The organism is Tenacibaculum sp. AHE14PA (assembly GCF_019278465.1).
GTDB classification, from domain to species: Bacteria; Bacteroidota; Bacteroidia; order Flavobacteriales; family Flavobacteriaceae; genus Polaribacter; species Polaribacter bernardetii.
Map to the genome: position 1 here is coordinate 871,898 of NZ_CP058983.1, position 22,847 is coordinate 894,744.

General features: G+C 30.6%; 27 protein-coding genes. 20 read left to right on the forward strand and 7 right to left on the reverse strand.

Going from position 1 to position 22,847, the window contains the following annotated elements; genetic code table 11:
* The first annotated feature begins 2 nt into the window (after nucleotides 1-2).
* Both H0I30_RS03925 and H0I30_RS03930 read left to right on the forward strand, forming a co-directional pair.
* Nucleotides 3-833: a WG repeat-containing protein gene (locus H0I30_RS03925; protein ID WP_218773012.1), complete on the forward strand. Its 831-nt coding sequence runs from the start codon at nucleotides 3-5 to the stop codon at nucleotides 831-833.
* A 67-nt stretch (nucleotides 834-900) separates the two neighbouring features.
* Nucleotides 901-1,227, forward strand: coding sequence for a multidrug efflux SMR transporter (locus H0I30_RS03930; protein ID WP_218773013.1), 327 nt, complete (start codon nucleotides 901-903; stop codon nucleotides 1,225-1,227).
* Nucleotides 1,228-1,376: 149 nt separating this feature from the next.
* On the opposite strand, the gene H0I30_RS03935 is transcribed toward H0I30_RS03930, so the two are convergent.
* Nucleotides 1,377-1,835 carry a helix-turn-helix domain-containing protein gene (locus H0I30_RS03935; protein WP_218773014.1) on the reverse strand — a complete coding sequence of 153 codons (459 nt, stop codon included), beginning with the start codon at nucleotides 1,833-1,835 and terminating at the stop codon, nucleotides 1,377-1,379.
* Nucleotides 1,836-2,146: 311 nt separating this feature from the next.
* On the opposite strand from H0I30_RS03935, the gene H0I30_RS03940 reads away from it, so the two are divergent.
* The 13 genes from H0I30_RS03940 to H0I30_RS04000 all read left to right on the forward strand — a co-directional run bounded on the left by H0I30_RS03940 (nucleotide 2,147) and on the right by H0I30_RS04000 (nucleotide 14,021).
* Nucleotides 2,147-2,740, forward strand: a complete 594-nt coding sequence (locus tag H0I30_RS03940; protein WP_218773015.1) for a hypothetical protein — start codon at nucleotides 2,147-2,149, stop codon at nucleotides 2,738-2,740.
* 234 nt (nucleotides 2,741-2,974) lie between these two features.
* A complete protein-coding gene (locus H0I30_RS03945; protein WP_218773016.1) occupies nucleotides 2,975-4,021 on the forward strand; it encodes an AI-2E family transporter in 1,047 nt (348 codons plus the stop codon).
* Between the two features lie 617 nt (nucleotides 4,022-4,638).
* The gene (locus H0I30_RS03950) at nucleotides 4,639-5,433 is read left to right on the forward strand and encodes a hypothetical protein (protein ID WP_218773017.1); all 795 of its coding nucleotides are present in this window, start codon (nucleotides 4,639-4,641) and stop codon (nucleotides 5,431-5,433) included.
* 275 nt (nucleotides 5,434-5,708) lie between these two features.
* Nucleotides 5,709-6,386: a hypothetical protein gene (locus tag H0I30_RS03955; protein ID WP_218773018.1), complete on the forward strand. Its 678-nt coding sequence runs from the start codon at nucleotides 5,709-5,711 to the stop codon at nucleotides 6,384-6,386.
* Nucleotides 6,387-6,654: 268 nt separating this feature from the next.
* Nucleotides 6,655-7,323, forward strand: coding sequence for a hypothetical protein (locus tag H0I30_RS03960; RefSeq protein ID WP_218773019.1), 669 nt, complete (start codon nucleotides 6,655-6,657; stop codon nucleotides 7,321-7,323).
* Nucleotides 7,324-7,550: 227 nt separating this feature from the next.
* Complete coding sequence (locus H0I30_RS03965) at nucleotides 7,551-7,922, forward strand: transposase (protein WP_218773020.1); 372 nt, start codon at nucleotides 7,551-7,553, stop codon at nucleotides 7,920-7,922.
* Nucleotides 7,922-8,773, forward strand: a complete 852-nt coding sequence (locus H0I30_RS03970; RefSeq protein WP_218773467.1) for an IS3 family transposase — start codon at nucleotides 7,922-7,924, stop codon at nucleotides 8,771-8,773. The genes H0I30_RS03965 and H0I30_RS03970 overlap by 1 nt, the downstream gene beginning before the upstream one ends.
* A 54-nt stretch (nucleotides 8,774-8,827) precedes the next feature.
* Nucleotides 8,828-9,487 carry a hypothetical protein gene (locus H0I30_RS03975; RefSeq protein ID WP_218773021.1) on the forward strand — a complete coding sequence of 220 codons (660 nt, stop codon included), beginning with the start codon at nucleotides 8,828-8,830 and terminating at the stop codon, nucleotides 9,485-9,487.
* A gap of 888 nt (nucleotides 9,488-10,375) precedes the next feature.
* Nucleotides 10,376-11,035, forward strand: a complete 660-nt coding sequence (locus H0I30_RS03980; protein ID WP_218773022.1) for a hypothetical protein — start codon at nucleotides 10,376-10,378, stop codon at nucleotides 11,033-11,035.
* A 60-nt stretch (nucleotides 11,036-11,095) separates the two neighbouring features.
* On the forward strand, nucleotides 11,096-11,827 hold the full coding sequence (locus H0I30_RS03985; RefSeq protein WP_255554308.1) for a tRNA-uridine aminocarboxypropyltransferase: 732 nt from the start codon (nucleotides 11,096-11,098) through the stop codon (nucleotides 11,825-11,827).
* Nucleotides 11,828-11,866: 39 nt separating this feature from the next.
* Nucleotides 11,867-12,799, forward strand: a complete 933-nt coding sequence (locus H0I30_RS03990; RefSeq protein ID WP_218773023.1) for an NAD-dependent epimerase/dehydratase family protein — start codon at nucleotides 11,867-11,869, stop codon at nucleotides 12,797-12,799.
* Nucleotides 12,800-12,910: 111 nt separating this feature from the next.
* Nucleotides 12,911-13,516 (forward strand): MarC family protein, encoded by a 606-nt coding sequence (locus H0I30_RS03995; protein WP_218773024.1) that lies wholly within the window; start codon nucleotides 12,911-12,913, stop codon nucleotides 13,514-13,516.
* A 127-nt stretch (nucleotides 13,517-13,643) separates the two neighbouring features.
* A complete protein-coding gene (locus H0I30_RS04000) occupies nucleotides 13,644-14,021 on the forward strand; it encodes a DUF2200 domain-containing protein (RefSeq protein ID WP_218773025.1) in 378 nt (125 codons plus the stop codon).
* Between the two features lie 69 nt (nucleotides 14,022-14,090).
* Here H0I30_RS04000 and H0I30_RS04005 read toward each other — a convergent pair whose 3' ends face one another.
* The 3 genes from H0I30_RS04005 to holA form a co-directional block, all read right to left on the reverse strand.
* Entirely contained in the window at nucleotides 14,091-14,543 is a 453-nt protein-coding gene (locus H0I30_RS04005) for a DUF1569 domain-containing protein (protein WP_218773026.1), read from the reverse strand.
* 2 nt (nucleotides 14,544-14,545) lie between these two features.
* Complete coding sequence (locus tag H0I30_RS04010) at nucleotides 14,546-15,211, reverse strand: hypothetical protein (protein ID WP_218773027.1); 666 nt, start codon at nucleotides 15,209-15,211, stop codon at nucleotides 14,546-14,548.
* Nucleotides 15,212-15,491: 280 nt separating this feature from the next.
* The gene (gene holA, locus H0I30_RS04015; protein WP_218773028.1) at nucleotides 15,492-16,493 is read right to left on the reverse strand and encodes a DNA polymerase III subunit delta; all 1,002 of its coding nucleotides are present in this window, start codon (nucleotides 16,491-16,493) and stop codon (nucleotides 15,492-15,494) included.
* Nucleotides 16,494-16,596: 103 nt separating this feature from the next.
* Here holA and H0I30_RS04020 point away from each other — a divergent pair, with 103 nt between their 5' ends.
* Both H0I30_RS04020 and H0I30_RS04025 read left to right on the forward strand, forming a co-directional pair.
* On the forward strand, nucleotides 16,597-17,040 hold the full coding sequence (locus tag H0I30_RS04020) for a type I restriction enzyme HsdR N-terminal domain-containing protein (protein ID WP_218773029.1): 444 nt from the start codon (nucleotides 16,597-16,599) through the stop codon (nucleotides 17,038-17,040).
* Between the two features lie 338 nt (nucleotides 17,041-17,378).
* Nucleotides 17,379-18,377 (forward strand): glycosyltransferase family 2 protein, encoded by a 999-nt coding sequence (locus H0I30_RS04025; protein WP_218773030.1) that lies wholly within the window; start codon nucleotides 17,379-17,381, stop codon nucleotides 18,375-18,377.
* 395 nt (nucleotides 18,378-18,772) lie between these two features.
* Here H0I30_RS04025 and H0I30_RS04030 read toward each other — a convergent pair whose 3' ends face one another.
* Both H0I30_RS04030 and H0I30_RS04035 read right to left on the reverse strand, forming a co-directional pair.
* Complete coding sequence (locus tag H0I30_RS04030) at nucleotides 18,773-19,393, reverse strand: L-threonylcarbamoyladenylate synthase (RefSeq protein ID WP_218773031.1); 621 nt, start codon at nucleotides 19,391-19,393, stop codon at nucleotides 18,773-18,775.
* A gap of 3 nt (nucleotides 19,394-19,396) precedes the next feature.
* On the reverse strand, nucleotides 19,397-19,897 hold the full coding sequence (locus tag H0I30_RS04035; RefSeq protein WP_218773032.1) for a plasmid pRiA4b ORF-3 family protein: 501 nt from the start codon (nucleotides 19,895-19,897) through the stop codon (nucleotides 19,397-19,399).
* A gap of 56 nt (nucleotides 19,898-19,953) precedes the next feature.
* On the opposite strand from H0I30_RS04035, the gene H0I30_RS04040 reads away from it, so the two are divergent.
* From H0I30_RS04040 to H0I30_RS04050, 3 genes are read left to right on the forward strand one after another with little or no spacing between them, the layout of a single operon-like run.
* Nucleotides 19,954-20,370, forward strand: coding sequence for a PaaI family thioesterase (locus H0I30_RS04040; protein WP_218773033.1), 417 nt, complete (start codon nucleotides 19,954-19,956; stop codon nucleotides 20,368-20,370).
* Complete coding sequence (locus tag H0I30_RS04045; RefSeq protein ID WP_218773034.1) at nucleotides 20,371-21,222, forward strand: alpha/beta fold hydrolase; 852 nt, start codon at nucleotides 20,371-20,373, stop codon at nucleotides 21,220-21,222.
* Nucleotides 21,219-22,265, forward strand: a complete 1,047-nt coding sequence (locus H0I30_RS04050; RefSeq protein WP_218773035.1) for an isochorismate synthase — start codon at nucleotides 21,219-21,221, stop codon at nucleotides 22,263-22,265. Before H0I30_RS04045 ends, H0I30_RS04050 begins: the two co-directional genes overlap by 4 nt.
* A 135-nt stretch (nucleotides 22,266-22,400) precedes the next feature.
* On the opposite strand, the gene H0I30_RS04055 is transcribed toward H0I30_RS04050, so the two are convergent.
* Nucleotides 22,401-22,778 (reverse strand): PUR family DNA/RNA-binding protein, encoded by a 378-nt coding sequence (locus H0I30_RS04055; protein ID WP_218773036.1) that lies wholly within the window; start codon nucleotides 22,776-22,778, stop codon nucleotides 22,401-22,403.
* Nucleotides 22,779-22,847 lie beyond the last annotated feature (69 nt).

Here is a 22,847-nt window from a genome sequence, read left to right on the forward strand (position 1 = left end):
AAATGAAGCTACTATTATACATATTACTTTTAACTATTTCTTTTGATTCATATGCTCAAGAGCCAGAAAAAAATGAACTTTTCACATTTAGATCTAGAGAAAATGGGAAAATAGGCTACATTAATAAGAATAATAAAATTGTTATTAAACCACAATATGCTACTGGTACTTACTTCGAAAATAATGACTACGCAGCAGTTTCTATCAAAAATGGCAAAACATATAAATTTGCTGTAATTGATTTAAAAGGGAATTATATTATACCTTTTGAAGAAGGCTATGAATTGATTAGTTTAAATACCGAAATTGAAAATTGGATATTAGTTGTAAAAAACGGCAAATGGGGATATATCAACTATAAAAAAGAAATTTTAATACCTTTAGATTATGATAATCTTGGTCATTTTTATGGCAATTTAGCTTTTGCTCAAAAAAATGGTAAATATGGTTTTATAGACTCTAATAATAACACAATTATAGACTATCAATTTGATTGGACTATCAATTTCGGAAGAATTCAGCCTGATGGATTGAGGTATGTTAAAGTACAAAAGGAAAGTAAAATAGGTTACATAAATAACAAAGGAGAATTAATCGCTCCATATTTATATGACAGTGCCAAACCATTTTTTAAAGGTGTTGCTGTGGTTAAAAAAGGTAAAAAGTTTGGCTGCATAAACACAAAAGGTAAGGTTATAGTTCCGTTTAACTTTGAGTTTATTACTAATTATAAAAAATTTATAATAGCACAAAAAGAGTTTTCATCAGAAAATGAATACTATTACAACAGGCAAGGAGAATTTATCAGAATTGCCACAAAGAAGAAAAAATAAACATTTACCAACCCACTATTTACCAAATTAGATACTAAATCTAACAATAAAGCATACACAACCACCAATGAATTGGATACTATTAATAATTGCCGGGCTATTTGAAGTAGCTTTTGCTGCTTGCCTAGGTAAAGCAAAAGAAGCAACAGGCACTCAAGCAACCTATTGGTACATAGCATTCTTAATTTGTTTAGCAATAAGCATGTTGCTCCTTGTAAAAGCCACGCAACAACTACCAATAGGAACTGCATATGCGGTTTGGACAGGTATTGGCGCTGTAGGAACAGTTTTAATCGGAATTATCATTTTTAAAGAACCAGCCACATTTTGGCGACTATTTTTTATCATGACATTAATTACCTCAATTATAGGTTTAAAAGTAGTTTCACATTAATCAGCATTATCAAAACATATACTGCTAATAGGCGCTCTAATAATCTAAACAATGGTTTTAGCCGTTTATAAAACTCTATAATTAAGACAAGCCTAAATAACTAACTCTTTTACGCTGCTTACACAAACACACTATCTTATTAAAAGCCGTTACTTCTTTTTAAATTTCTTGTTAACCATTTTTTGTTTCCAAGATGTACCAAAAAAATCAAAAATAGTAAGAGAATAAATCCCAAGTAAAACTCCCCAAGAAAGTAATACCCACAAAAATACAGACCATAAATCCGAATCGTTTAATGCAAGAATAAACGGAACCAATAAACTTAATAAAGCAATCCCTAAAAGCTTATAAAACCCTTTTAGGTTTTCAATATAATCCTCCTCTTTTCTAAGCTGATCTACTTCCTCCTTCTTATCTGAAGTAGCAATATCAATTTCAAAAACTGCTGCCAAAGATTTTAAGGATTCTAAACCCGCATTTTCTCCTTTTTCAACTCTTTGAATGGTTCTTACACTTAACCCACTCATTTCTGATAACTGCTCTTGAGACCAATGACGCGCTAACCTCAATTTCTTAAGATCTCTTAAATTAATTGTATCTAAATTCATAATACTACCAGGCTTATTAGTTATTACGCAAAGATAAGTATTAAGTAATCTTCATCTTAAAACCAACATGACATTGTTATGAAAGTAATACGACATTAAACAAACGCTTATTACAAAGCAATTAAATCTTACATTTATTACTTGCATATACCCCTATAAATTAGCGTAAACTTTAACAAACACTCCCTTTATTTTGCTACATTTACAAGAAAACGCTAACTATTTTAAAATATATCCTTTTAAAAATAAAGATAAGAGGAATAAGGTATCTTGTATAAAGAGTTGTACAATATTAATAAAGATCAATCAAAATGGACATTAAAAAAATAATCAACACCTCTAGTTTAACAGAAAAATCTAAACTTCAAATCATCACGATATATGATAAAATAACAAAGGCTTTTCTTAAATATGAAAAAGAAGAACTAGGAGAAATAATAAAAGAGGAAAATTTACTAGCTCAGGTTGAAAGTTTCATTCAAAGTATTGCAGATAATACATTAGGAAAGTTTTTAGTTTCTGAGTTATTTCCAAAAAAGATTCAGAATACTGAAGAAATTACATCCTTAAGTATACGAATTAGTCGATATGAAGGATGGCTTAATCTATATAAATTTGAGAGCGAAGAGAATTATGATGATATAGGAGATGTTACGGTGGATTGTTTGGAGCAAATTGGTTGCTCTGAAGCTTTGAATGAAGCTGGTGAAAATGGGAATTATTTAATTGAAGATCTATTGGATGATATTGATAAATTATTGGAGATCTGTTTAAAAGAATATCTTTCATTAGAAAAATTGATAGGATGGGAAATCAAACAACCAATTCCTATATATTATAGTTCAAATTATGAGGAACAGTGGGATGATGCTCATGAAGGAGTTTTAATCACAACGCTACAATAAAAAAGGTGTACAACAATGGCTATAATTAATTGCTGGTTCTCGCCTACTTACAAAAGTCCTTGCGGATTTTCTATTCAGTTTGTATTTGCTAAATTAGTTGCTCAAACACGCAACGAAATCATACACAAAACTGTTTGTAACGATTAAAGAGTGCTAAATTCATATCATTTAAAATACATATTACAATTCACCTATTTTAGTTTAAATTAGTTGATATAAAAAACAACTATACCGATGGAAAATAATTTACCTTCTAAAAATTCTACTAACCAGCTAACCTTTAAGCAAAAGACAAGTGTGGTTATTAAATATGTTGTAATTACCGTAGGTTTAATTTTATTAATTCAAACTACATTTAGAGTATTTCTTTTAGTATTAGCAGGAACCTTAATTGCCCTAGTTTTTAGAGGTATTAGTGATTTTATTCAGAAAAAAACAAATTGGAAAGATGGTATTTGTGTAGCTATTTCAATTATTACCATATTGATTTTGTTTTCTGGTTTATTCTGGCTCATTGGTGCTAAGGTACAGTCACAAACGGCTGAACTTATGGAAAATTTACCTCAAACCATAGATACTGCAAAATCTAAACTACAAGATACTTCTATTGGAAAAACCATAATTGAAGAATTATCTTCTGAAAAAACAATTAAAAAAGCTCAGGATTTTGCTGGAGGCTTTTTTAAATCTTCTTTTGGTGTATTTGGAGATTTATATGTGGTTTTATTTATTGGAATCTTCTTTACCGTTTCTCCAAAAATATATACTAAAGGCATTGTACAACTTATGCCTATTAGAAAACAAAATAAAGCAAAAGACGTTTTAAATAAATTAGGAGCGCAATTACGTAATTGGTTAAAAGGCAAATTGTTGTCCATGCTTATTGTTTTTGTATTAACCGCCATAGGATTAGCAGTTATTGGCATACCACTTTGGTTGGTTTTAGCCTTTTTAGCAGGTTTAATAAGCTTTATTCCCAATTTCGGACCAATTATAGCCTTAATTCCTGCAGTTTTATTAGCCTTATCCCAAAGTCCAGAAAAAGCCTTAATTGTAATAGGTCTTTATATGCTTATACAGTTTATTGAAAGTAATTTTATTACTATACTTATCCAGAAAAAACTTATAAATATGCCGCCTGCCTTAATAATTATTTCACAATTGGTTATGGGTATTTTAACTGGCGGTTGGGGTTTAGTTTTAGCAACTCCAATTACCGTTATTGTCATTGTTTTAGTCCAGCAATTATATATTAAGCCGAGAAATGCTAAGGTAGAATAGTACTTATTAATGTTTTGTTTAATTGAAATATTCTAAAAATCTAATTCTTTTACTTCCTAAGCGTACACATCAAAATCTTCGACTTTGGTTACTTTTTTAAATTATGAATTATAGCTTTTAAATAAGCGTTTTCAACTAATTCAAAACTTAACATTCTTAGTTTTCTCAACTAACTTCCTTTAACTGCTGATATAAAAATTAAAACGATTTCATATCATCTTTACGTTAGCATACTTTAAAAAAATATGGCAAGAGAATTTCATCTAGAGCACTTTTTAAAAGAACATCATTTAGAGAAATCTGTTCTCCTTTTAAAGGAACAATTAAAACAGACAAGCCCATTATATAGTATTCTGAGCTTTTAATATCTTACAACCAAAATGTCACCCCCACCACAGCAACGCGACACTAAACAGATGCTCATTATAAACCACTTAAATCACACCAGGTATTACTTGCATAAAACCTTCTATAAATTGGCGCAAACTCTAACAAGCACTCCTATTTATTTTGCTATATTTACAAGAAAATCGCTAATTATTTATATTATCCTTTTTAAAGTAGTGATAAAAGGAATAAAGTATCTTATATAACGAGTTAGCCTACATTAAGATAAAATGAAAAAAATTGACTTAAAACTGAAAAGAGCTTTTGAGCATATTAATAGTATTTTAGCCGATTTTGAAAAATGGTCTTCAGAAAATCAAATTGATTGTAGGTGTGAATTTTTACCCGATAAAAAAGGATTTAAAATAATAGTAGATAGCACTCTTGAACTTGTAGAAATTGAAAAATGGGAATTAGATTTTGGAGATTGTATTCATAATTTAAGAAGCTTATTAGATAACCTAATATATCTACTTGCACTAAAGGTAAAAAGCCCTCCAGATAAACCAAGTAAATTAAAGTTTCCAATTTATTACAAAGAACAAGATTTTATAAATCAAACCAGACAGCTTTTAATTCAATTGCCTCAATCCGTTTCTGAAAAACTTAAATTAATTCAACCATTTCAAAGAGAAAATAATAATGTTGAAGGAACTCCGCAAGATGACCCTTTGTATTTACTTAATTCTATTAGTAATATAGACAAGCATCGAATTCCTTTAGAATTTGAATTACCACCAGACTCTCTTGAACAATCAGGTCAAATTAAATTTAGAACAGATGAAGAAGCAACCTTAAATTGCCCACCAAATGTTAAAATATTTATTGACAATATTACAAAGGGAGGTGTAATAATGGAATATTTATCAAATCATCCTTTGAAAGAAGTTTCTGGAGATTTTAAATTCAAAACTAAACCTATGACTGTCATAAATGGAAAAAAATATGAAGTATTAAAACTGATGCCTTATTTACTTTGGTATACGGAATTAGTGGTCAATCAGTTCAGAGAGTATTTTGATTAAATAAATTCCTAACTTTATAGAAACAGACCAGTTTATTAACATCTAAATAAGGAATAAAAACGTAGGCTAACAATGGCTATAATTAATACGGGTTTTCGTTTTTAATTCAAAGTTTATTGTATTTTCATGAAGTCTGCCAAATCTTTTGATTTGGCTTTTAAAATGAAAAAATAAAACAAAATAAAAAGTTTTGGCTAAGTGCTTAATCGAAAGTTCATTACTTTTAATTCCCGTACTAACCATAGCCGAGACGTTGTAAGTAATTAGTCAATCCAATGGGGAAATTTGAAGATAATAAACAATATACATTTGATGTTGACTCTGCACCTACTTCTTGGTTAGACTATTCTGAAGAACTAAAAGAAATTGCGGAACTCATTTTCACTAATTCAGGTACAGAAATAAATAGATACCCAGAAAACGAAAAAGGTTTAAGACTTGAAAGAGGCTACTTTTTGAATTATGGATTTTCTATTGAAAACATCTTGAAAGGACTCTTGATATCTGAAAACAATGCTTATGTTTCAGATGGAAAGATATCTCCTGAAATTAGTTCTAATCACAACTTAGTAATACTAATTGACAAGATTGATTCAATATCATTTGATAAAAATGAGAGAAAATTACTGACGATTTTGTCAGATGCAATACCATATTGGGGTAGATATCCTATTCCAAAAAAACACACTAAAGTCTTAACTAAATTCAAACTGACAGAAAAAGTCAATAAAGACTTAAACGATTTATGGTTTAAAATAGGAAGAAAACTTTATTCAAATATTAAATTTGGATGGATTGGACCAAACGGAATAGAAACTGGACCTTATATTAGTTCAACTTTTGAAAATTCTGAGGAATTTGACAAATCGTTAGCTGAACTTAATAAGCAAGTAAAAAAAGGTAATTTTAAGGCTGGAAACGTTGATATCACAAAATATAGTAGAAAAAAATAACTACTTACAACGCGGTATATAAAACATAGCTAATAAGTGCTTAACCGAAAGGTTTGTGTATATTTAAAAAGTCCGCCAAATTTTTGATTTGGTATTAAAAGAGAAAAATTAAAACAAAATAAAAAGATTTGGCTTGTGGCTAAACCGATAATAATCGCTTATTTATTGCCCAACATGCCATATATTTAACGTTAGTAGCAATTAAGAACAACATTTGCGTACTCAAGAAACAAAGAGAATAAAAAGTTAATTTTCAAACAAATAACAAATGAAAAAAGCAATATTAATAATCGGATTATTATGTTTTACATTGACCATTTCAGGACAAAACACAAAAAAAATTGAAAAAACCTATGGTGGTATCCCTACAGCCAATGAAAATATGAAATGGCAAGAAAACAGAACTGCAAATGAATATTATACAGGAGTAATTCAGGTAGATTCTACAATAAATGCATCAAAAATTATCGATGCTTTTATTTCTACATTTCAACCGATGCAAGATGCAAATATTATGACTAAACAAATGCGTAGTAATAGTGCGTGGGGAGGTGCTTTATCTGCTGTAAATGGTGATTCTAAATCTATTTCAGATTTTGCAAGTGCTGGTGATTCAGATTTAAGAAATCAAAATCAGAGACAAACTACTTGGACAGTTCAATTCATTGATGGAGTACGTTTAAGTCGATTTTATTATAATGTAAGTGTTCAAACTAAAGACGGTCGATACAAAATAACAGTCACTCCTGCTGGTTCATCTGGTTATGTCAATGACCATATTCAAACAGAGTGGAGCCAAATGTTTAAAAAAGGGAAAGTAAGGTCAATCTATTCAAAGTACTATGAACAAATGAAAATCAAATTAGCATATACAATTGATCAATGGATTAATAAAGTAGACAAACATTTAATTAGTGGCGAGAAAGATGACTGGTAGAAAAAAATATTATCACAAGAAGTTTTAAAATTGAAAAAATAAAAACGGTGTACAACAATGGCTATAAGTAATTGCTTGTTCTCGCCTACTTCTGAAAATCCTCGCAGACTTTCTATCTGTGATTTATTTGCTAACTTTATTGCTTAAACCACGCAACTTTCCATACAAAAACACGTTGGCAAACATTATGACCCGTCCTGAAATAAGGCTACATAATATTAAACATTATGTACAGAAATGACAAAGTAATTAGACGTTACAGTGAACCTTTTAAATTAAAAATATTAGCCGAACTTGCCATCGGAAAACACACAAAGAGCGAACTTTGTAAACTCTACTCTATTGCTCCTACAACAGTAAATGTGTGGATTAAGAAGTACAATCGTAAAGACTTAATGAATACCAGAGTAAAAGTGGAAACTAAAGACGAAATATCTAGAATTAAAGCACTTCAAAAAGAGGTTGAACAGCTTAAAAAACTACTCCTAAAAAAAGATATCGATGCTATGGTAGAAGAATCCTATCTTGAAGTAGCTGCTGAAGATTTAGGCTATAAATCTATCGCTGAACTAAAAAAAAAGTTAAGTATAAAGCCTTAATTAAAGCTAAAGAAAAATCTAAGGGATTTGCTTCTTTAAAGACTATAACCCATTGTTTTGGTCATAAGCGTGACGCGTATTATAAATACAAATCTAGAGCTGATAAACGTTTAAAACTAGAACAACAAATTATTAACATCGTTAAAAAAAGACGCAAATCCCTTCCTAGAGAAGGTGTAAGAAAACTCGTAAAATCGTTAAATATAGATTTTAATAAAGCTAATATTAAAGTTGGCAGAGATACTTTATTTAAGGTGCTTAGAAAGCATCAAATGTTAACCCTTAGAAGAAAAACAAATGCTAGAACCACGAACTCTTATCATCGTTTTTATAAATATAACAACATCATAAAAGACCTGGAAGTTACTAGAAATAACCAAGTTTGGGTATCTGATATCACATACATTAGAACCGTAAAAGGGTTTTGCTATTTGGCTTTAATAACTGATATGCATTCTAGAAAAATAGTAGGTTACGACCTAAGTGATAGTTTGGAGTTAAAAGGATGTGTAAGAGCTCTTAATAAGGCTATTTATCAAGCTAAAAACATTAAACAACTTATTCATCATTCAGACAGAGGAATACAGTATTGTAGTAATGTATACACACAAATACTCAAAAGAAAAAAGATAAGTATTAGTATGACCGAACAAAATCATTGTTATGAAAATGCGATAGCCGAACGCATAAATGGTATTTTAAAAGATGAATTTTATCTAGACCAAACCTTTGATAACGTGGCACAAGCAAAGAGAGCGGCAAAAAATGCAATTAATTTATACAACGAAATAAGATTACACTTATCTTTAGACTATAAAACACCTAATATGGTATATCAATTATCAGCTTAAAATCAATTTTAACCTGTAGCCATATTTCAGGACAAGACATTAAACCCAAAGACTATGAAAATAAAAACAATCCTTTTATTTTTACTTTATGTAAATATTATTAATTCTCAATCACTTTTTGAAAAGACAGATTTGGTAGATGAATTTGGGGACAAAATAGGAGAAGTTCAAATGAATGCTTCAATAGGTTCTTTTTCTAATTCAGCAACTAGTAGTTCCCCTTTACTTGTAAAAACTATTTTAGAAGAGGTACCTAACTTTAAGAGTTTAGACGAGTATAAAGAATTTATGAAGCAAAAACTAAAGAAATTAGGTTATTCAGAGAGAAAAATTAAAGCTACTTTGCAATATGCTGAAAAATCAATAAAAGGAACACAAAATTTCAACGGTACTATTCAATTCAAACTTTATGAATACAAAGACCTTAAAGTAGACATCAAAAATATCAAGAAGGGAATAATTTCCATTAAAACATCAGAAGGGAAAAAAATAAAAGCTAAATTAAGCTACTTAGCTTTCAGGGAAGGCGCAATTATAATAAATGGATACAAAAAACTCACAACAAGTCCGTCAGGAGGTATAAAAAGACAAATAAAATATGGATTTTATGATTGGGCACAAAGCGAAATATACAATGAATTAGTACATTCAAAAGGTGAAGTAATGATTGTTATTGCTTTTGGAAATTCTACTTATAAATTTACATTAGAATAGATATAAATTGGGTTATAAAAAATAACGATTTGCCTAACACCTTATAAAATTAATTGCTGGTTTTAGCTAAACCAAAGTTTGTTGCTGGTTTACTAGCTTCTGATTTTCCTTCGGAAAATCCTCGCACTCAAACACGCAACGAAACCATATACAACACCGTAACACACATTATGAATGATGCAAGTGTAGAACATGAACTTCAAAACAATAAGAGTCAAAACTTAAGACACTTCCTTGATCAATATTATTGTTATGAAAAAAGCTATATAAACAAAAATAAAAAAGCTAAAAGGTAAATATCGCCCAACACTCAAATAAAAAAATCTTCCTTAAAAACACCTCATCAATATACCAAGCTCATATTACTATTAAATAGTACCATGAGCTTTTATACTTTTAAAAAAAGCCTTACCAATCAAATTTCACACAAATTGCGTACACCAATTTGCCAAGCAAACAATAAGTTAATTCCGCATAACATAACAATTCGTTCATAACAAAAACGCCGGTGTATATATCCTAAAACAGGAACAACACACAACCTTAACACCTGAAAAACAACCAAATAACTATGAATAGCAAAAAACTATTTGTACCTTAACATCAAAATATTGCGTAAAAACACAATAAAGACGTAAAAAAATGGAACAAGAGCCATCAAAAATGCAATAAGAACGGTAAAAAACGCAATAAGAGTCTTCAAAAACGCAATAAGGGCAAGTAAAAACACATTAAGAGCCTTCAAAAACGCAATAAAAACAAGAAAAAACACAACAAAAACGGTAAAAAACACAACAAAAACGGTAAAAAACAGAAAAAGACACATAAAATACTGGCGAGTAGCGCTAAGAGAAACGCAAATAGTATAGTAACCTTAAAAAAAGCAAAATGGGAAAAAAAAGAACATTAACTGAAGCAGAAACTTTAGAGCAATATCGTGTAGCATTCGAAAATGTAGAAAAACAAACAGAAATAGCCACTACAATGGCAGAGTTTGGCTACGAAGATGCACTTTTAAACGAAGGAAAAACCTTATTAACAAATGCGCGAGAAGCTTACGATGCCAACAAAACAGAAGATGACGAAACTACCATTGCCTACAACAACTTTTCTACCATTAAAGGCCAGCTAGAAACCGAATACTCCTTACATCGAAAAAAAGGAAAAGTAGTTTTTAGAAAAGATGAAAACCTATTAACAAAACTAGGCCTAACAGGCAGCTTACCTACCATATATATAAAATGGTTAGAAACCGTTAAGAAATTTTATGCCGTAGCTGCCGGAAATACCGAAATAGAAACAGCTTTAGCACGCCTAAAAGTTACACCTACCGAATTGCAAGAAACACGTACCTTAATAACCGTTTTAGAAACTGCAAGAGCCGATTATTTAAAAGAAAAAGGAGAAAGTCAAGATGCCACCAAACTAAAAGACGCTGCTGTTGGCGCTATAAGCGACTGGATGAGTGAGTTTTATGCAATTGCTAAAATTGCTTTAGATGATAACCCACAACTTCTAGAATCATTAGGTAAATTTGTAAGAAGTTAAAAGCATATAAAACAAGCCTCTTAACTACTTTACACGAACCTAATTAAAAAGATAGTTATCTTGCAAGTTGATATAAAAAAACCAAGGATTAAATGTTACACATGTATGCGGCCTAACAGCACCTGCCTATGTAAACATCTTAATCCTTTTCATACCAATACCCGTTTTATTATTCTGATGCACCCCAAGGAGTACAGAAAAGAAAAAAGCGGAACCGGTCATATAACAAACCTTCAACTTAAAAACTCAGAGGTAATTGTTGGCATAGATTTTACCAATAATAGCCGCGTAAACCAAATACTTGCCAATAAAAAAAACAATGCTTTCTTGCTGTACCCTGGTAAAGACAGCTTTAATATCTCTACTAGAAAAAGTGTCGAAATAAATTCCTTTATGGGCAATAATCCATACATTTTTATTCTTGATGGCACCTGGCCTTGCGCTCGTAAAATGCTTAAACTAAGTACCAACTTGCAACAACTAAAAAGAGTGAGTTTCGATAATAACATTAAATCAAAATTTATAATTAAGCAGCAGCCAGCAGCGCTTTGTCTTAGCACAATTGAGTCTGTTTACACCGTAATAAATCTACTTAACAAGGGTAATTTAGAAAAATGTGATACCAAAAACTTCTTGCTTCCTTTCGAAAAAATGATAGACCATCAACTCGAATATACACTAAACCCTAATAATAAAAACGATGGTGTTACCGCAAATAAAGAGATGATTAACAAAAACATGTACAAGAAAAATACCGAAAGAAATGTTATTTTCGAAAAAGAGCAATTGTAAGGGCAACAACTGATAGCAAAATTTAAAAATTGATAAAACATGCAAGTAATTTTAGGGGCTAACGGAATAATTGGTGAGGAATTGGCAAAAGAATTAAGAACCAATTATACCAACAACATAAAACTAGTGGGACGAAACCCTAAAAAAGTACATCCGAACGATATTTTATACAAAGGGAATTTACTCAACTCAGAAGATGTAAATAAAGCTTTGGTAAATGCTGATATTGCCTACATGACCGTTGGCCTACCCTATAAATCTGATGTTTGGTTAAGCAATTGGCCCAAAATAATGCAGAATGTAATTAATGCTTGCAAGGCCAACAATTGTAAACTCGTTTATTTTGATAATACATATGCCTATCCGCAAAACACAAAAGTTCAAAAAGAAAACACCCAGTTAAATTCTGAAGGCAAAAAAGGCATTGCTAAAAAAATTACGGCACAACTTTTACTAAAAGCAATAGCAAAAAAAGAAATTGAAGCAGTTATATGCCGAGCTCCTGAGTTTTATGGTCCTGGTAAAACAAAAGGAATAACAAACACTCTTGTTTTCGAAAAACTAAAAGCCAACAAAAAACCTAAAGTATTACTAAACGACAACGTATTACGAACATTAATTTACACACCTGATGCAAGTAAAGCAATGGCACTAATAGCAAACCACCCCGAAACTTATGGTCAAACTTGGCACTTACCTTGCGATGATAACCGACTTACTTATAAAGAAATTATCAGCGAAATCTCCAAGCAATTAGGGCGTACTATTAAATATGATGTCTTAAATTCGTTTGTATTAAAAATAGCCTCTTTTTTTAGTAGTAATAGTAAAGAAACACAAGAATTACTGCCTCGTTACACCATCAATAATATCTTTGATTCTTCTAAGTTTAAGAATAAGTTCCCCGATTTTAAAGTAACTTCTTATCAAGAAGGCATTAAAACGATCATTAAGGATTATCAAATTAAATAAAACATCAAACAAAATTATCAATTAATTTACTATCAATACGATTAGTCCTTAAATTTGTTATTTATAAAGAGCGTCTTAAAACTTGCGCTACTAAACCCGAAATAAAATAAAATGGTAGAATTTTTAACTACAATCTTTTTTGTTTTTGCAGTAATTGACCCAATTGGTTCAATACCTGTTTACCTCGAAGCGACTAAAGAATTTGATTTACATCATAAAAAGAAGATTGCTATTAGAGCAGCTGTAATAGCTTTTCTGATACTTTTATTTTTTATTATAATCGGACAACTTATTTTAGAAGGTATGTCTGTATCACTTGATGCTTTTCAAATTTCAGGTGGTGTAATTCTATTTTTGTTTGCTTTAACAATGATATTCGGTGATGGAAAACCTGAGCTAGAAAAAAACAGAATTACAGACTATAAACACGTTACCATATTTCCTATTGCAATTCCCTCTATAGCCTCTCCAGGGGCAATTATGGCTGTTGTTTTAATGACCGATAATCATATTTACTCAATTCAACAACAAGCTATCACCACGGTAATAGTTTTACTTGTAATCGGAATTACTTGTCTTATCCTTTTAGGAGCAAATCATTTACAAAAACGAATAGGTGATTACGGTATTACGGTAATTAGTAAAATTATGGGCCTTATTTTAGCTTCTTATGCAGTACAAAGTATATTAACTGGTATAAGCAGCTATTTTGGATAAAACATAAAAAAACTATAATAAAAACCTTGCTTAAAAGCTCTTATAACTTTTTTACTTGGTTTTAATAATCAAGTCATGTAGTAAATAACCTCTCGTGCAAACATAAAACAATTTAAATACAGTAAAAATGAAAGTTACCGCCGAAAAAAATGAGAAAGTTGCAAGTATGATCTTTGCTTCTATTTACCCGCTTTACTGGAATAGGTTAGAAAAAAATGGTAGAACAAAAGAAGAGTTTCATCAAGTACTCGAATGGTTTACCGGCTTTAACGAAAACAAACTACAAACGCTTATTGAAGAAAAAGTAACATTTAAAACCTTTTTTAAGCAAGCTACAATTCACCCAAACGCATATATGATTAAAGGAGTAGTTTGCGGATACCGAATTGAAGAAATAGCCGAAGAATTTGAACTATACAAGCTATGCCGTCAAATGGAAAAACTGATTGATGAATTGGCTAAAGGACGTAAAATGGAGAAAATTTTACGAAAAGAAAAAAAATAAAATCTTACTAACAAAGCAACTGTCTATCTTAGTTTAGCAACAATAATTGTACCTACAGCAATGCCTTATTTAAACGCCAAATTGCGTTAAGTGATGTTCTAAATGCTTGTAAAAAGAATTATTCCATTCTTGTTTTGTTAACTTACCAAAAGAGTGCGATTCTTTACCCTCAAAATACGCACCTCCTAATTCTTGAGTTTTAATTATAAAAGCTATCAAGCGTTTTCTTTCTGTTGTAAACTCACGTTCATCAGTAATGATAAATTGCGGAGCTGTTCTTCCGTTTTTAGTAAAAGGAGTTTCACTTACCACTGCCTTTTTTACAAACACCTTAAGCAACATTCTAACAACACCATTGGGTTTTGGATGTTTATCTGTATACACCATTTCGTAAGTAACACAACAATGTGCTAGCATTTCGGCAACACTCATTTTACCCCAACTTGGTTGACTTGTTGGAGTTAATTGTTCTATTCTATTAATTACCTCGTTAGTAACTTCTTTGTTAAAAATATTCTTCATTTTTATGCTTTTTTAGCTAGTAAAATAATATCTGAAATATGTGTATAAATTACAATTGGCACAATTACACCCCCTAATAATATGATAGGAAAATAGGTAATTGCTGTGTTTGGTACTGTATAACCAAAGTTCTTATACAATAGTTCTTGTGATAAAAATCCGTTTGTTAGAATGAATAAAATAAAGAGTAACCCTAAAATATTCCATCCTAATAACAACTTTTTGTGTACTGCACCATACTGCATCCAAAGTAATAATAAAATAGAAGTTATACCAGGTATAATATCAAAATTCCAACCTTTAAAAGTCATTTCCATTGGTAATAATTCTCTAATGGCTAATTCAAACAACAATAATTCAACCGGAAAGCGTACAATATGTACTGCGGTACTCCAACGAACATCTCTATTTTTGTAAAACTTATTTCTAATTAAGTATATGATAAATAATGCAGGAGGTGCCATTACCAATGGAAAGGTAGAGTACGTATCGCCTTCTGTGTAATGGTAAACTCCATTATAGGCAAGTATACAAATTAGTACAGACCATCCCAATATTATTGGTAAAGTTGTTTTTTTTAAGTTGTTCGATTTTACAAATGCGAAAATTACATAAGCAGTTATTAGTAGAAATGAAATTGAAAGGTAAAGAGGTAAATCTGGCGTCATACGTTTAATATTTACATCAAAAATACTACGGCTATTTATAATAGAACTTGTCAAATGACAAGAAAGAGTAATTATATTGAGATAATACGCAATGAATAACATTTAGTTATTATGCGAATCTGAAACAGATTCAGATTGACGGACATATTTCATAATTGATAACAGGTAATTATCTTTTTCGAAGTTTATCTTTCAAATTGATTCCGTGTTTATTTCGGAATCTCATCATTACAAAATGTAATATATTGTAAAAACTTGTTCGTGTTGACGAATGCTTTTTTTAATGCATTATCTTAAACAGTAATTCTTTTAAAATATCTGCATGAGATTGATTGGCTCCTACTCCCTTACTTTTTACATCTGCCTCTCTTAACAAAGCTATTACTTGTGATACTTTTCGCATTGGATAATTTTTTGCAGCCGAACTATAATCATCAACAAAAAACGGATTCACACCTAAATTCTTTGCTACAGAACCTTTTGATTTATCTTTTAACCCGTGATACATTAATAGTTGTGTAAAAAAACTATTTAACAACGAAATAGTCATTACTAACGGATTACTTTTAGGATTTTGCGCAAAATAATTAATAATTCTATTTGCCTTTACCACATCTCGTTGACCGATAGCCTTTCGAAGCTCGAAATTATTAAAATCTTTAGAGATACCGATATTTTCTTCAATATGCTTATCGGTTATAATGGTGTCTTTTGGTAAAACAGAAGTTAATTTATCTAATTCGTTTGCTATTTTACTTAAATCAACTCCCAAAAACTCTACTAACATCTGAGATGCTTTGGGCTCAATATTGAATTTCTTACCGCCTAAAACTCTACGAATCCAGTCAGCAACCTGATTTTCATATAATTTCTTACTCTCGTAAATCAATCCATTTTTAGCAATCGCTTTATAGGCCTTTTTACGTTTATCTAACTTTTTGTATTTATAATTAAAAACCAAAACCGTAGTTGGTTGCGGATTTGCAGCATAAGCCTCAATCTTATCAATAGTACGACTTAAATCTTGTGCTTCTTTTACAATAATCACCTGGCGATCTGCCATCATCGGATATCGTTTTGCTGACGAAACGATTTCATCAATAGAAACATCACGACCATACATTATTACTTGATTAAATCCTTTTTCAGACTCGTCAAGTACATTTTTTTCAATATAATCAGAAATTTTATCGATATAATAAGGCTCCTCACCCATTAAGAAATAAACAGGCTTAATGTTTCCTCCTTTTATATCTGCTATAATATTTTTAATTTCGTTCATAACTTTAAGTAAGGTATTACTTGGAAGAAAATAATACAATCTTTAACTTAAGATTGCCTCGCTTTGCTCGCAATGAGTTTCTATTTTTACATATATTTGAAACATGCAAAAACTGAATCTCCCTAACTATACATTCAAGCTCAAAAGTAACGAAAATAAGACGCTTATTTTTGATAAATGGAGAAAAAAATACTTGGTATTAACTCCAGAAGAATGGGTACGTCAACATTTTGTGCAGTTTTTAATTGATGAAAAAAAATACCCTGTTTCTTTAATTGCTATTGAAAAACAACTAACCATAAACAACTTAAAAAAACGTACTGATATTGTTATTTTCTCTTCGGATGGAACGCCTAATATTATTGTAGAATGTAAGGCTCCAAAAATTAAAATGGCACAAGATACTTTCGATCAAATTGCACGCTATAACTTAAAGTTAAATGCTAATTACTTAGTTGTTACAAACGGATTACAACATTATTTTTGCAAACTCGATAAAGAAAATGAAACCTATATATTTTTAGAAGATATTCCTGATTATAAATAAGTGGCTACTTTGAGAAGCTTCACCGATTAGTTCTCGATACAAAGCTCTAAAAAAGAGTTTTACTCGAACTAACAAAACATTATAAAAAACAAACTGTCACTTCGAGTATTTTGAAGAATGAAAAATGTATCGAGAAGTCTAGTTAATTAGTTATCAATACAAAGCTCTAAAAAAGAGCTTCACTCGAACTGACAACACATTAATTATAAACAAACTGTCACTTCGAGTATTTTGAAGAATGAAAAATGTATCGAGAAGTCTTACTTATTAATTCTCTATAAAAAATAATTTCACTCGTTTTTACAATAAACAAGAACATAAAATGTAAATTCGCTCTCTTGAAAACAGCCATCGTTATATTAAATTGGAATGGTAAAAAATTGTTAGAACAGTTTTTACCATCGGTCGTAAATTTTAGCTCGCAAGAAGCCGAAGTTTATGTAGCCGACAATGCTTCTACTGATGATTCTATTCAGTTTATCAAGCAAAACTACCCTACTGTAAAAATTGTAAAAAACAGTATTAACGGCGGTTATGCTAAAGGATACAATGATGCTTTACAACATATTGATGCTGATATTTATTGCTTAGTAAATTCAGATATTGAAGTTACTAAAAACTGGTTAACACCTATTTTAACTACTTTTAAAACAGCCCCAAATACAGCCATAATTCAGCCTAAGATTTTAGATTTTAAAGATAAATCGAAATTTGAGTATGCGGGTGCGGGTGGAGGATTTATAGATTTATACGGCTATCCGTATTGTCGCGGACGTATTTTTAATCATTTAGAAACTGATAACGGACAATTTAACGACACTACTGATATTTTTTGGGCATCGGGAGCTTGTTTATTTATCCGCTCAGAAGTATATCACCAACTACAAGGTTTTGATGAAGATTATTTTGCGCATCAGGAAGAAATAGATTTATGTTGGCGTGCTAAAAACGAAGGTTTTGATATAAAATATGTGGGAGATTCAACTGTATATCATGTTGGCGGAGCAACATTGGAAGCTATCAACCCTAAAAAAACATATTTAAACTTTAGGAACAGCCTACTAAACGTTGTTAAGAACGTACCTAGAAAATGGTTTCTATTCGTTATTTTTTCTCGTTTAATTTTAGACGGAATCGCTGGTCTGAAATTCTTAGCAGAGTTAAAACCAAAACACACACTTGCTATTTTAAAAGCACATATTAGTTTTTACGCAAACTTCTTTAAATTTTTAGGAAAAAGAAAAAAACTACAAAAGAAAGTGGATTACAACAAACATACTTCTGTTGTTTGGCAATGTTATGCGCTAGGAAAAACTGCTTTTAAAGAATTGAAATAGCTCTTTTTTATTGATTTTTTTAGTAGCTTCTCTTTTTTGAGTTCATTATTAAACTTACTTAATAAACCGTTGTGATTCACTAGATATGATTCCGAAATAAATTCGGAATGATGTAAAAAGTAAAACACTAAACGCAAAAGTATCTTCAACATTCTTTTGCTTATTATTTAGCAATTCTTACGCTATTGAATTCGTCAAACTGAACTTGTTTCAGGTTCGCATAATAAGAGCGTTCAGTATTGATATAAATTCGGAACAACGTTTACGATACTCGGAAATTCATAAAAAGACTTAGCCCCGATTGCAGCATTTGTTTGAGCTCCTCGCAGAGAGCGAGTGCAGAAAGCGGGAAATAGCTTCAAATACCATATGATATATGTAGCTGAAAAAAATCTTTACAGAATATCTAAACTTCCTTTTCCTTCACGGATTACTTCTGGTAAATCGTTTGTTAAATCGATAACTGTAGATGCGTAATTATCTCCGAAACCGCCATCTACCACAACATCAACGATGTTTTGCCACTTCTCGAAAATCAATTCAGGATCGGTAGTATATTCTACCACTTCGTCTTCATCGTGAATAGACGTTGAAACGACCGGGTTTCCTAAAGCTTCTACAATAGCTATCGCAATTGCATTATCTGGCACACGAATACCTACAGTTTTACGCTTTTTAAACACTTTTGGTAAAGAGTTACTTCCTGGTAAAATAAAAGTGTATGGCCCAGGCAACGCTCTTTTTAAAATCTTATAAGTAGCTGTATCTATTTGTTTTACATAGTCTGATAAATGACTTAGATTATTACAAACAAACGAGAAGTTAGACTTCTCTAACTTCACGCCTTTTATCTTTGCTATTTTTTCTAATGCTTTTGTGTTGGTAATATCGCAGCCTAATCCATAAACAGTATCTGTCGGATAAATTACCAAACCGCCATTTTGTAACACTTTTACAATTTTAGCTATTTCTTTCGGGTTCGGGTTGTCGTTATACAGTTTTATGAATTGTGCCATATCTTAAAATTTATCAAAATCGAAATCGTCTATATTTTCAAAATCATTAAAGTCATCACCAAATTCGTTATCTAAACTATCTGAAAGTTTATCTGCCTTAAATTCTTTTTCTGGTGCTTCGTCAGGAATTTCACCTACTGTTAAGATTATTTTAGATTCGGTAATTAGTTCGTCTGATTGCTCTACAACTTCCACATAAAACGTCCACATTTGTAAAAAATCATACACATATATAAGTTTATCATTCAAGCTTGGCAATGTTTCTTTTAAAACACACGTTGCCATTGATGTTTCTTCGCCTGCTTCTGCCATGTCGAATAACGGAATTTCTTCTCCTTGGTTCCAATCTTCATCGGTACGATAAAAAGAAGCCATTTCTTGTCCGTTAAAACCAAACGATTTAGCGATATCGAAATGTAAATCTTCTAATGATTTTATTTCATTAACCACTAATGTTCTAATTACATCTTTTTTGGTGTCTAATATTACACGTACTTTATACATTCTATCATTTTTAGTCGCCGCAAAAATACGTATTTTTGACTGAAAATTATAGCAAAATGAATAAGCAACAATCTCTCGATATACTTAACAGCTACAATAAAGATACTTTAATGGAAACTCTTAAAATTGAGTTCATTAATGTTGGTGCTGATTTTTTAACTGCAAAAATGCCTGTAAATTCAAAAGTACATCAGCCTTATGGAATTTTACACGGCGGTGCAACAGCTGCTTTAGCAGAAACTGTTGGTAGTTCTGCTTCTGCCTTTTTCTTAAATGATAAAAGTAAAATCGTTAAAGGGATCGAATTGAGTATTAATCATCTAAAGAGTAAAAGAGAAGGAGAAGTTTTTGCTACCGCGAAAGCGATTCACCAAGGAAGAACAACGCATTTATGGGAGGTTAAAATTGTTGATGAAGAAGATAATTTGATTTCTTTATGCAAAATAACCAACATTGTTTTAGATAAGAAGTAAATGAAATTATTTAAGAAAATTTTTAAAATCACGGCGCTATTTTTCTTTTTAGCGCTTGTAATTATATATTACTTATTCTCTAGTTTCTCCGCGCCAAAATCTGACAAAAAAATAATTGGCAAGTTTATTAATAGTAGTATAAAACCTACAATAACACACGAAACCTTCGCTTCTTATAAATTCAGAAAGCTAACCATACAAAAAGATACTACATTGCCTACATTGGTTTTTGTTCATGGAACCATTGGTTCATCTACCGATTTTATTGAGTATATGACTGATAGTTTGCTGTTAACTAAAACGAATATGGTTTCTTATGACAGAATTGGTTACAATTATAAAGATTCGAACTCGGTACAAGAAAGCATTGCTTTTGAGCGTGATATGCTACACGATATTATTAAAAACTTACATCCTAAAAAAACAATTTTAGTCGGTTATTCTTATGGCGGACCAATTGCTTTAGCGGTAAAAAAAGAGGTAAAGAAAGTTATTTTACTAGCTCCTGCGGTTTATAGTAAAGTAGAACCGATGCCTTGGGCTATTAATTTATACAAATGGAAAATAACGCGCTGGTTGATTCCTGCAATTTGGAAAGAGGCTTCTAAAGAGAAAATATCACATAAAAAAGATTTACAGTATTTTGAAAACAACTGGAAATCATCTCCTAATAAAATTTTAAGTATTCATGGAACCAATGATTGGATTGTTCCTTTTGAAAACTCTTTATTCTTACAAAATCAATTTCCTAAAGAGCAGTTCGAATTAACTACTATTGATAATGCTGGCCATGGATTAATATGGAGCAACTTTAAAGAAATTAAACAACAATTACTAAATCAATTAGATTGACTATATTTTTAAGCATAGAAAAAGCTCTCGAAAGCAAGCTCCCTTTTGTCGTTTATCGAAAACCGAATGCTACATTATTAAAAGGATGGTTTCAAAAAAACGATAATTTATATACTTCGAAAGAGTATACCGAAAGTGGATTTATATTTGCGCCTTTTGATGATAAAAATGCTGCTATTTTACTCCCTAAAGAACATTCTCTTTTTCACGAAGAAGAAGCCTTATTTAAGATTGATTTAATTGATGAAAATAATTTTGCTCATGATTATTCTTCAGAAAAATCACATATTCATTTAGTTGAAAAAGGAGTGAAAGCAATTGATGAAAATCAATTTAAAAAAGTTGTTTTATCTAGAAAAGAAGAAGTAAAAGCTACAGATTTTAACGCTATTAAAACATTTAAAAAGCTTCTTTCGAATTATCCAAACGCATTCACTTATATATGGTTTCATCCGAAAGTTGGAATGTGGTTAGGTGCAACGCCAGAAACTTTAGTACAAATTAAAGACAACAATTTTAAAACAATGTCTTTGGCAGGAACACAAGTTTTTAATGGCACAACCAATGTTTCTTGGCATCCAAAAGAAATTGAAGAGCAACAATTTGTAACCGATTATATAACAGATAAACTTATAAGTATTTGTAATAAAACAGCAAAAGGAACTGTAGAAACTATAAAAGCAGGGAATTTATTACACTTAAGAACTTTAATTTCTGGAGAAATGAATTCGGAAAATTCGACTTTAATAAAAAAACTACACCCTACTCCGGCTGTTTGCGGATTACCTTTAGAAACCTCTAAAACCTTTATTTTAAAAAACGAAAACTATAACCGAAGTTATTACACTGGTTTTTTAGGCGAATTGAATTTAAAAATTGATAAAAAAAACACTTCTGAGCTTTTTGTAAACCTTAGATGTATGGAAATTAAAGGCAACTCAGCATATATTTTTGTTGGTGGCGGAATCACCAAAGAAAGTAACCCAAAAAGTGAATGGCAAGAAACTATTGCCAAAACAAAAACAATGAAAAAAGTTTTATAACTGTAAAAATAAAAAACACTAACCTTTAACAGTTAGTGCTTTTATGTGTAAATTGAATTTGAATTGATTTTTTTAGCGCTAACTTAAATACGAAATACGTTTTGTATTTAAGTTTTTGCTTCAGTTATCTTCTGTTTAAATATCATCGAAAGAAACGTCTGTAAAACTTTCTGCTGAAGCTACCTCCTGCTCTTCTCCTGTTGTTTCTTCTTCTTTTTTGTAATCTTTTTGGTGACGTTCACTTATTACTTCAGATCCTTTTTCGTTTACAATAAAGTCTGTTGCTTTATTTAGCATTTCTTTAAAGTCAGAAAAATCTTCTTTGTATAAGTAAATTTTATGTTTTTGATAATGAAAAGAACCATCATCATGGGTGAATTTTTTACTCTCTGTTACTGTTAAGTAATAGTCATCTGCTTTTGTAGATCTTACGTCAAAAAAATAGGTTCTTCTTCCTGCTCTTAAAACTTGTGAAAAAATTTCTTCTTGCTCTACTCTCTCTCTCTCACTCATAATTCGTTTCTTAAATAATAATTGTTTACTTAAAATTGCTCAACAAATCTAACAAAATAATTGACTTGG

Coding starts and splice junctions, on each gene's coding strand:
- H0I30_RS03925 (WP_218773012.1), top strand. CDS start 3: ATGAAGCTACTATTATACATATTACTTTTAACTATTTCTTTTGATTCA.
- H0I30_RS03930 (WP_218773013.1), top strand. CDS start 901: ATGAATTGGATACTATTAATAATTGCCGGGCTATTTGAAGTAGCTTTT.
- H0I30_RS03935 (WP_218773014.1), bottom strand. CDS start 1,835: ATGAATTTAGATACAATTAATTTAAGAGATCTTAAGAAATTGAGGTTA.
- H0I30_RS03940 (WP_218773015.1), top strand. CDS start 2,147: ATGGACATTAAAAAAATAATCAACACCTCTAGTTTAACAGAAAAATCT.
- H0I30_RS03945 (WP_218773016.1), top strand. CDS start 2,975: ATGGAAAATAATTTACCTTCTAAAAATTCTACTAACCAGCTAACCTTT.
- H0I30_RS03950 (WP_218773017.1), top strand. CDS start 4,639: ATGAAAAAAATTGACTTAAAACTGAAAAGAGCTTTTGAGCATATTAAT.
- H0I30_RS03955 (WP_218773018.1), top strand. CDS start 5,709: ATGGGGAAATTTGAAGATAATAAACAATATACATTTGATGTTGACTCT.
- H0I30_RS03960 (WP_218773019.1), top strand. CDS start 6,655: ATGAAAAAAGCAATATTAATAATCGGATTATTATGTTTTACATTGACC.
- H0I30_RS03965 (WP_218773020.1), top strand. CDS start 7,551: ATGTACAGAAATGACAAAGTAATTAGACGTTACAGTGAACCTTTTAAA.
- H0I30_RS03975 (WP_218773021.1), top strand. CDS start 8,828: ATGAAAATAAAAACAATCCTTTTATTTTTACTTTATGTAAATATTATT.
- H0I30_RS03980 (WP_218773022.1), top strand. CDS start 10,376: ATGGGAAAAAAAAGAACATTAACTGAAGCAGAAACTTTAGAGCAATAT.
- H0I30_RS03990 (WP_218773023.1), top strand. CDS start 11,867: ATGCAAGTAATTTTAGGGGCTAACGGAATAATTGGTGAGGAATTGGCA.
- H0I30_RS03995 (WP_218773024.1), top strand. CDS start 12,911: ATGGTAGAATTTTTAACTACAATCTTTTTTGTTTTTGCAGTAATTGAC.
- H0I30_RS04000 (WP_218773025.1), top strand. CDS start 13,644: ATGAAAGTTACCGCCGAAAAAAATGAGAAAGTTGCAAGTATGATCTTT.
- H0I30_RS04005 (WP_218773026.1), bottom strand. CDS start 14,543: ATGAAGAATATTTTTAACAAAGAAGTTACTAACGAGGTAATTAATAGA.
- H0I30_RS04010 (WP_218773027.1), bottom strand. CDS start 15,211: ATGACGCCAGATTTACCTCTTTACCTTTCAATTTCATTTCTACTAATA.
- holA (WP_218773028.1), bottom strand. CDS start 16,493: ATGAACGAAATTAAAAATATTATAGCAGATATAAAAGGAGGAAACATT.
- H0I30_RS04020 (WP_218773029.1), top strand. CDS start 16,597: ATGCAAAAACTGAATCTCCCTAACTATACATTCAAGCTCAAAAGTAAC.
- H0I30_RS04030 (WP_218773031.1), bottom strand. CDS start 19,393: ATGGCACAATTCATAAAACTGTATAACGACAACCCGAACCCGAAAGAA.
- H0I30_RS04035 (WP_218773032.1), bottom strand. CDS start 19,897: ATGTATAAAGTACGTGTAATATTAGACACCAAAAAAGATGTAATTAGA.
- H0I30_RS04040 (WP_218773033.1), top strand. CDS start 19,954: ATGAATAAGCAACAATCTCTCGATATACTTAACAGCTACAATAAAGAT.
- H0I30_RS04045 (WP_218773034.1), top strand. CDS start 20,371: ATGAAATTATTTAAGAAAATTTTTAAAATCACGGCGCTATTTTTCTTT.
- H0I30_RS04055 (WP_218773036.1), bottom strand. CDS start 22,778: ATGAGTGAGAGAGAGAGAGTAGAGCAAGAAGAAATTTTTTCACAAGTT.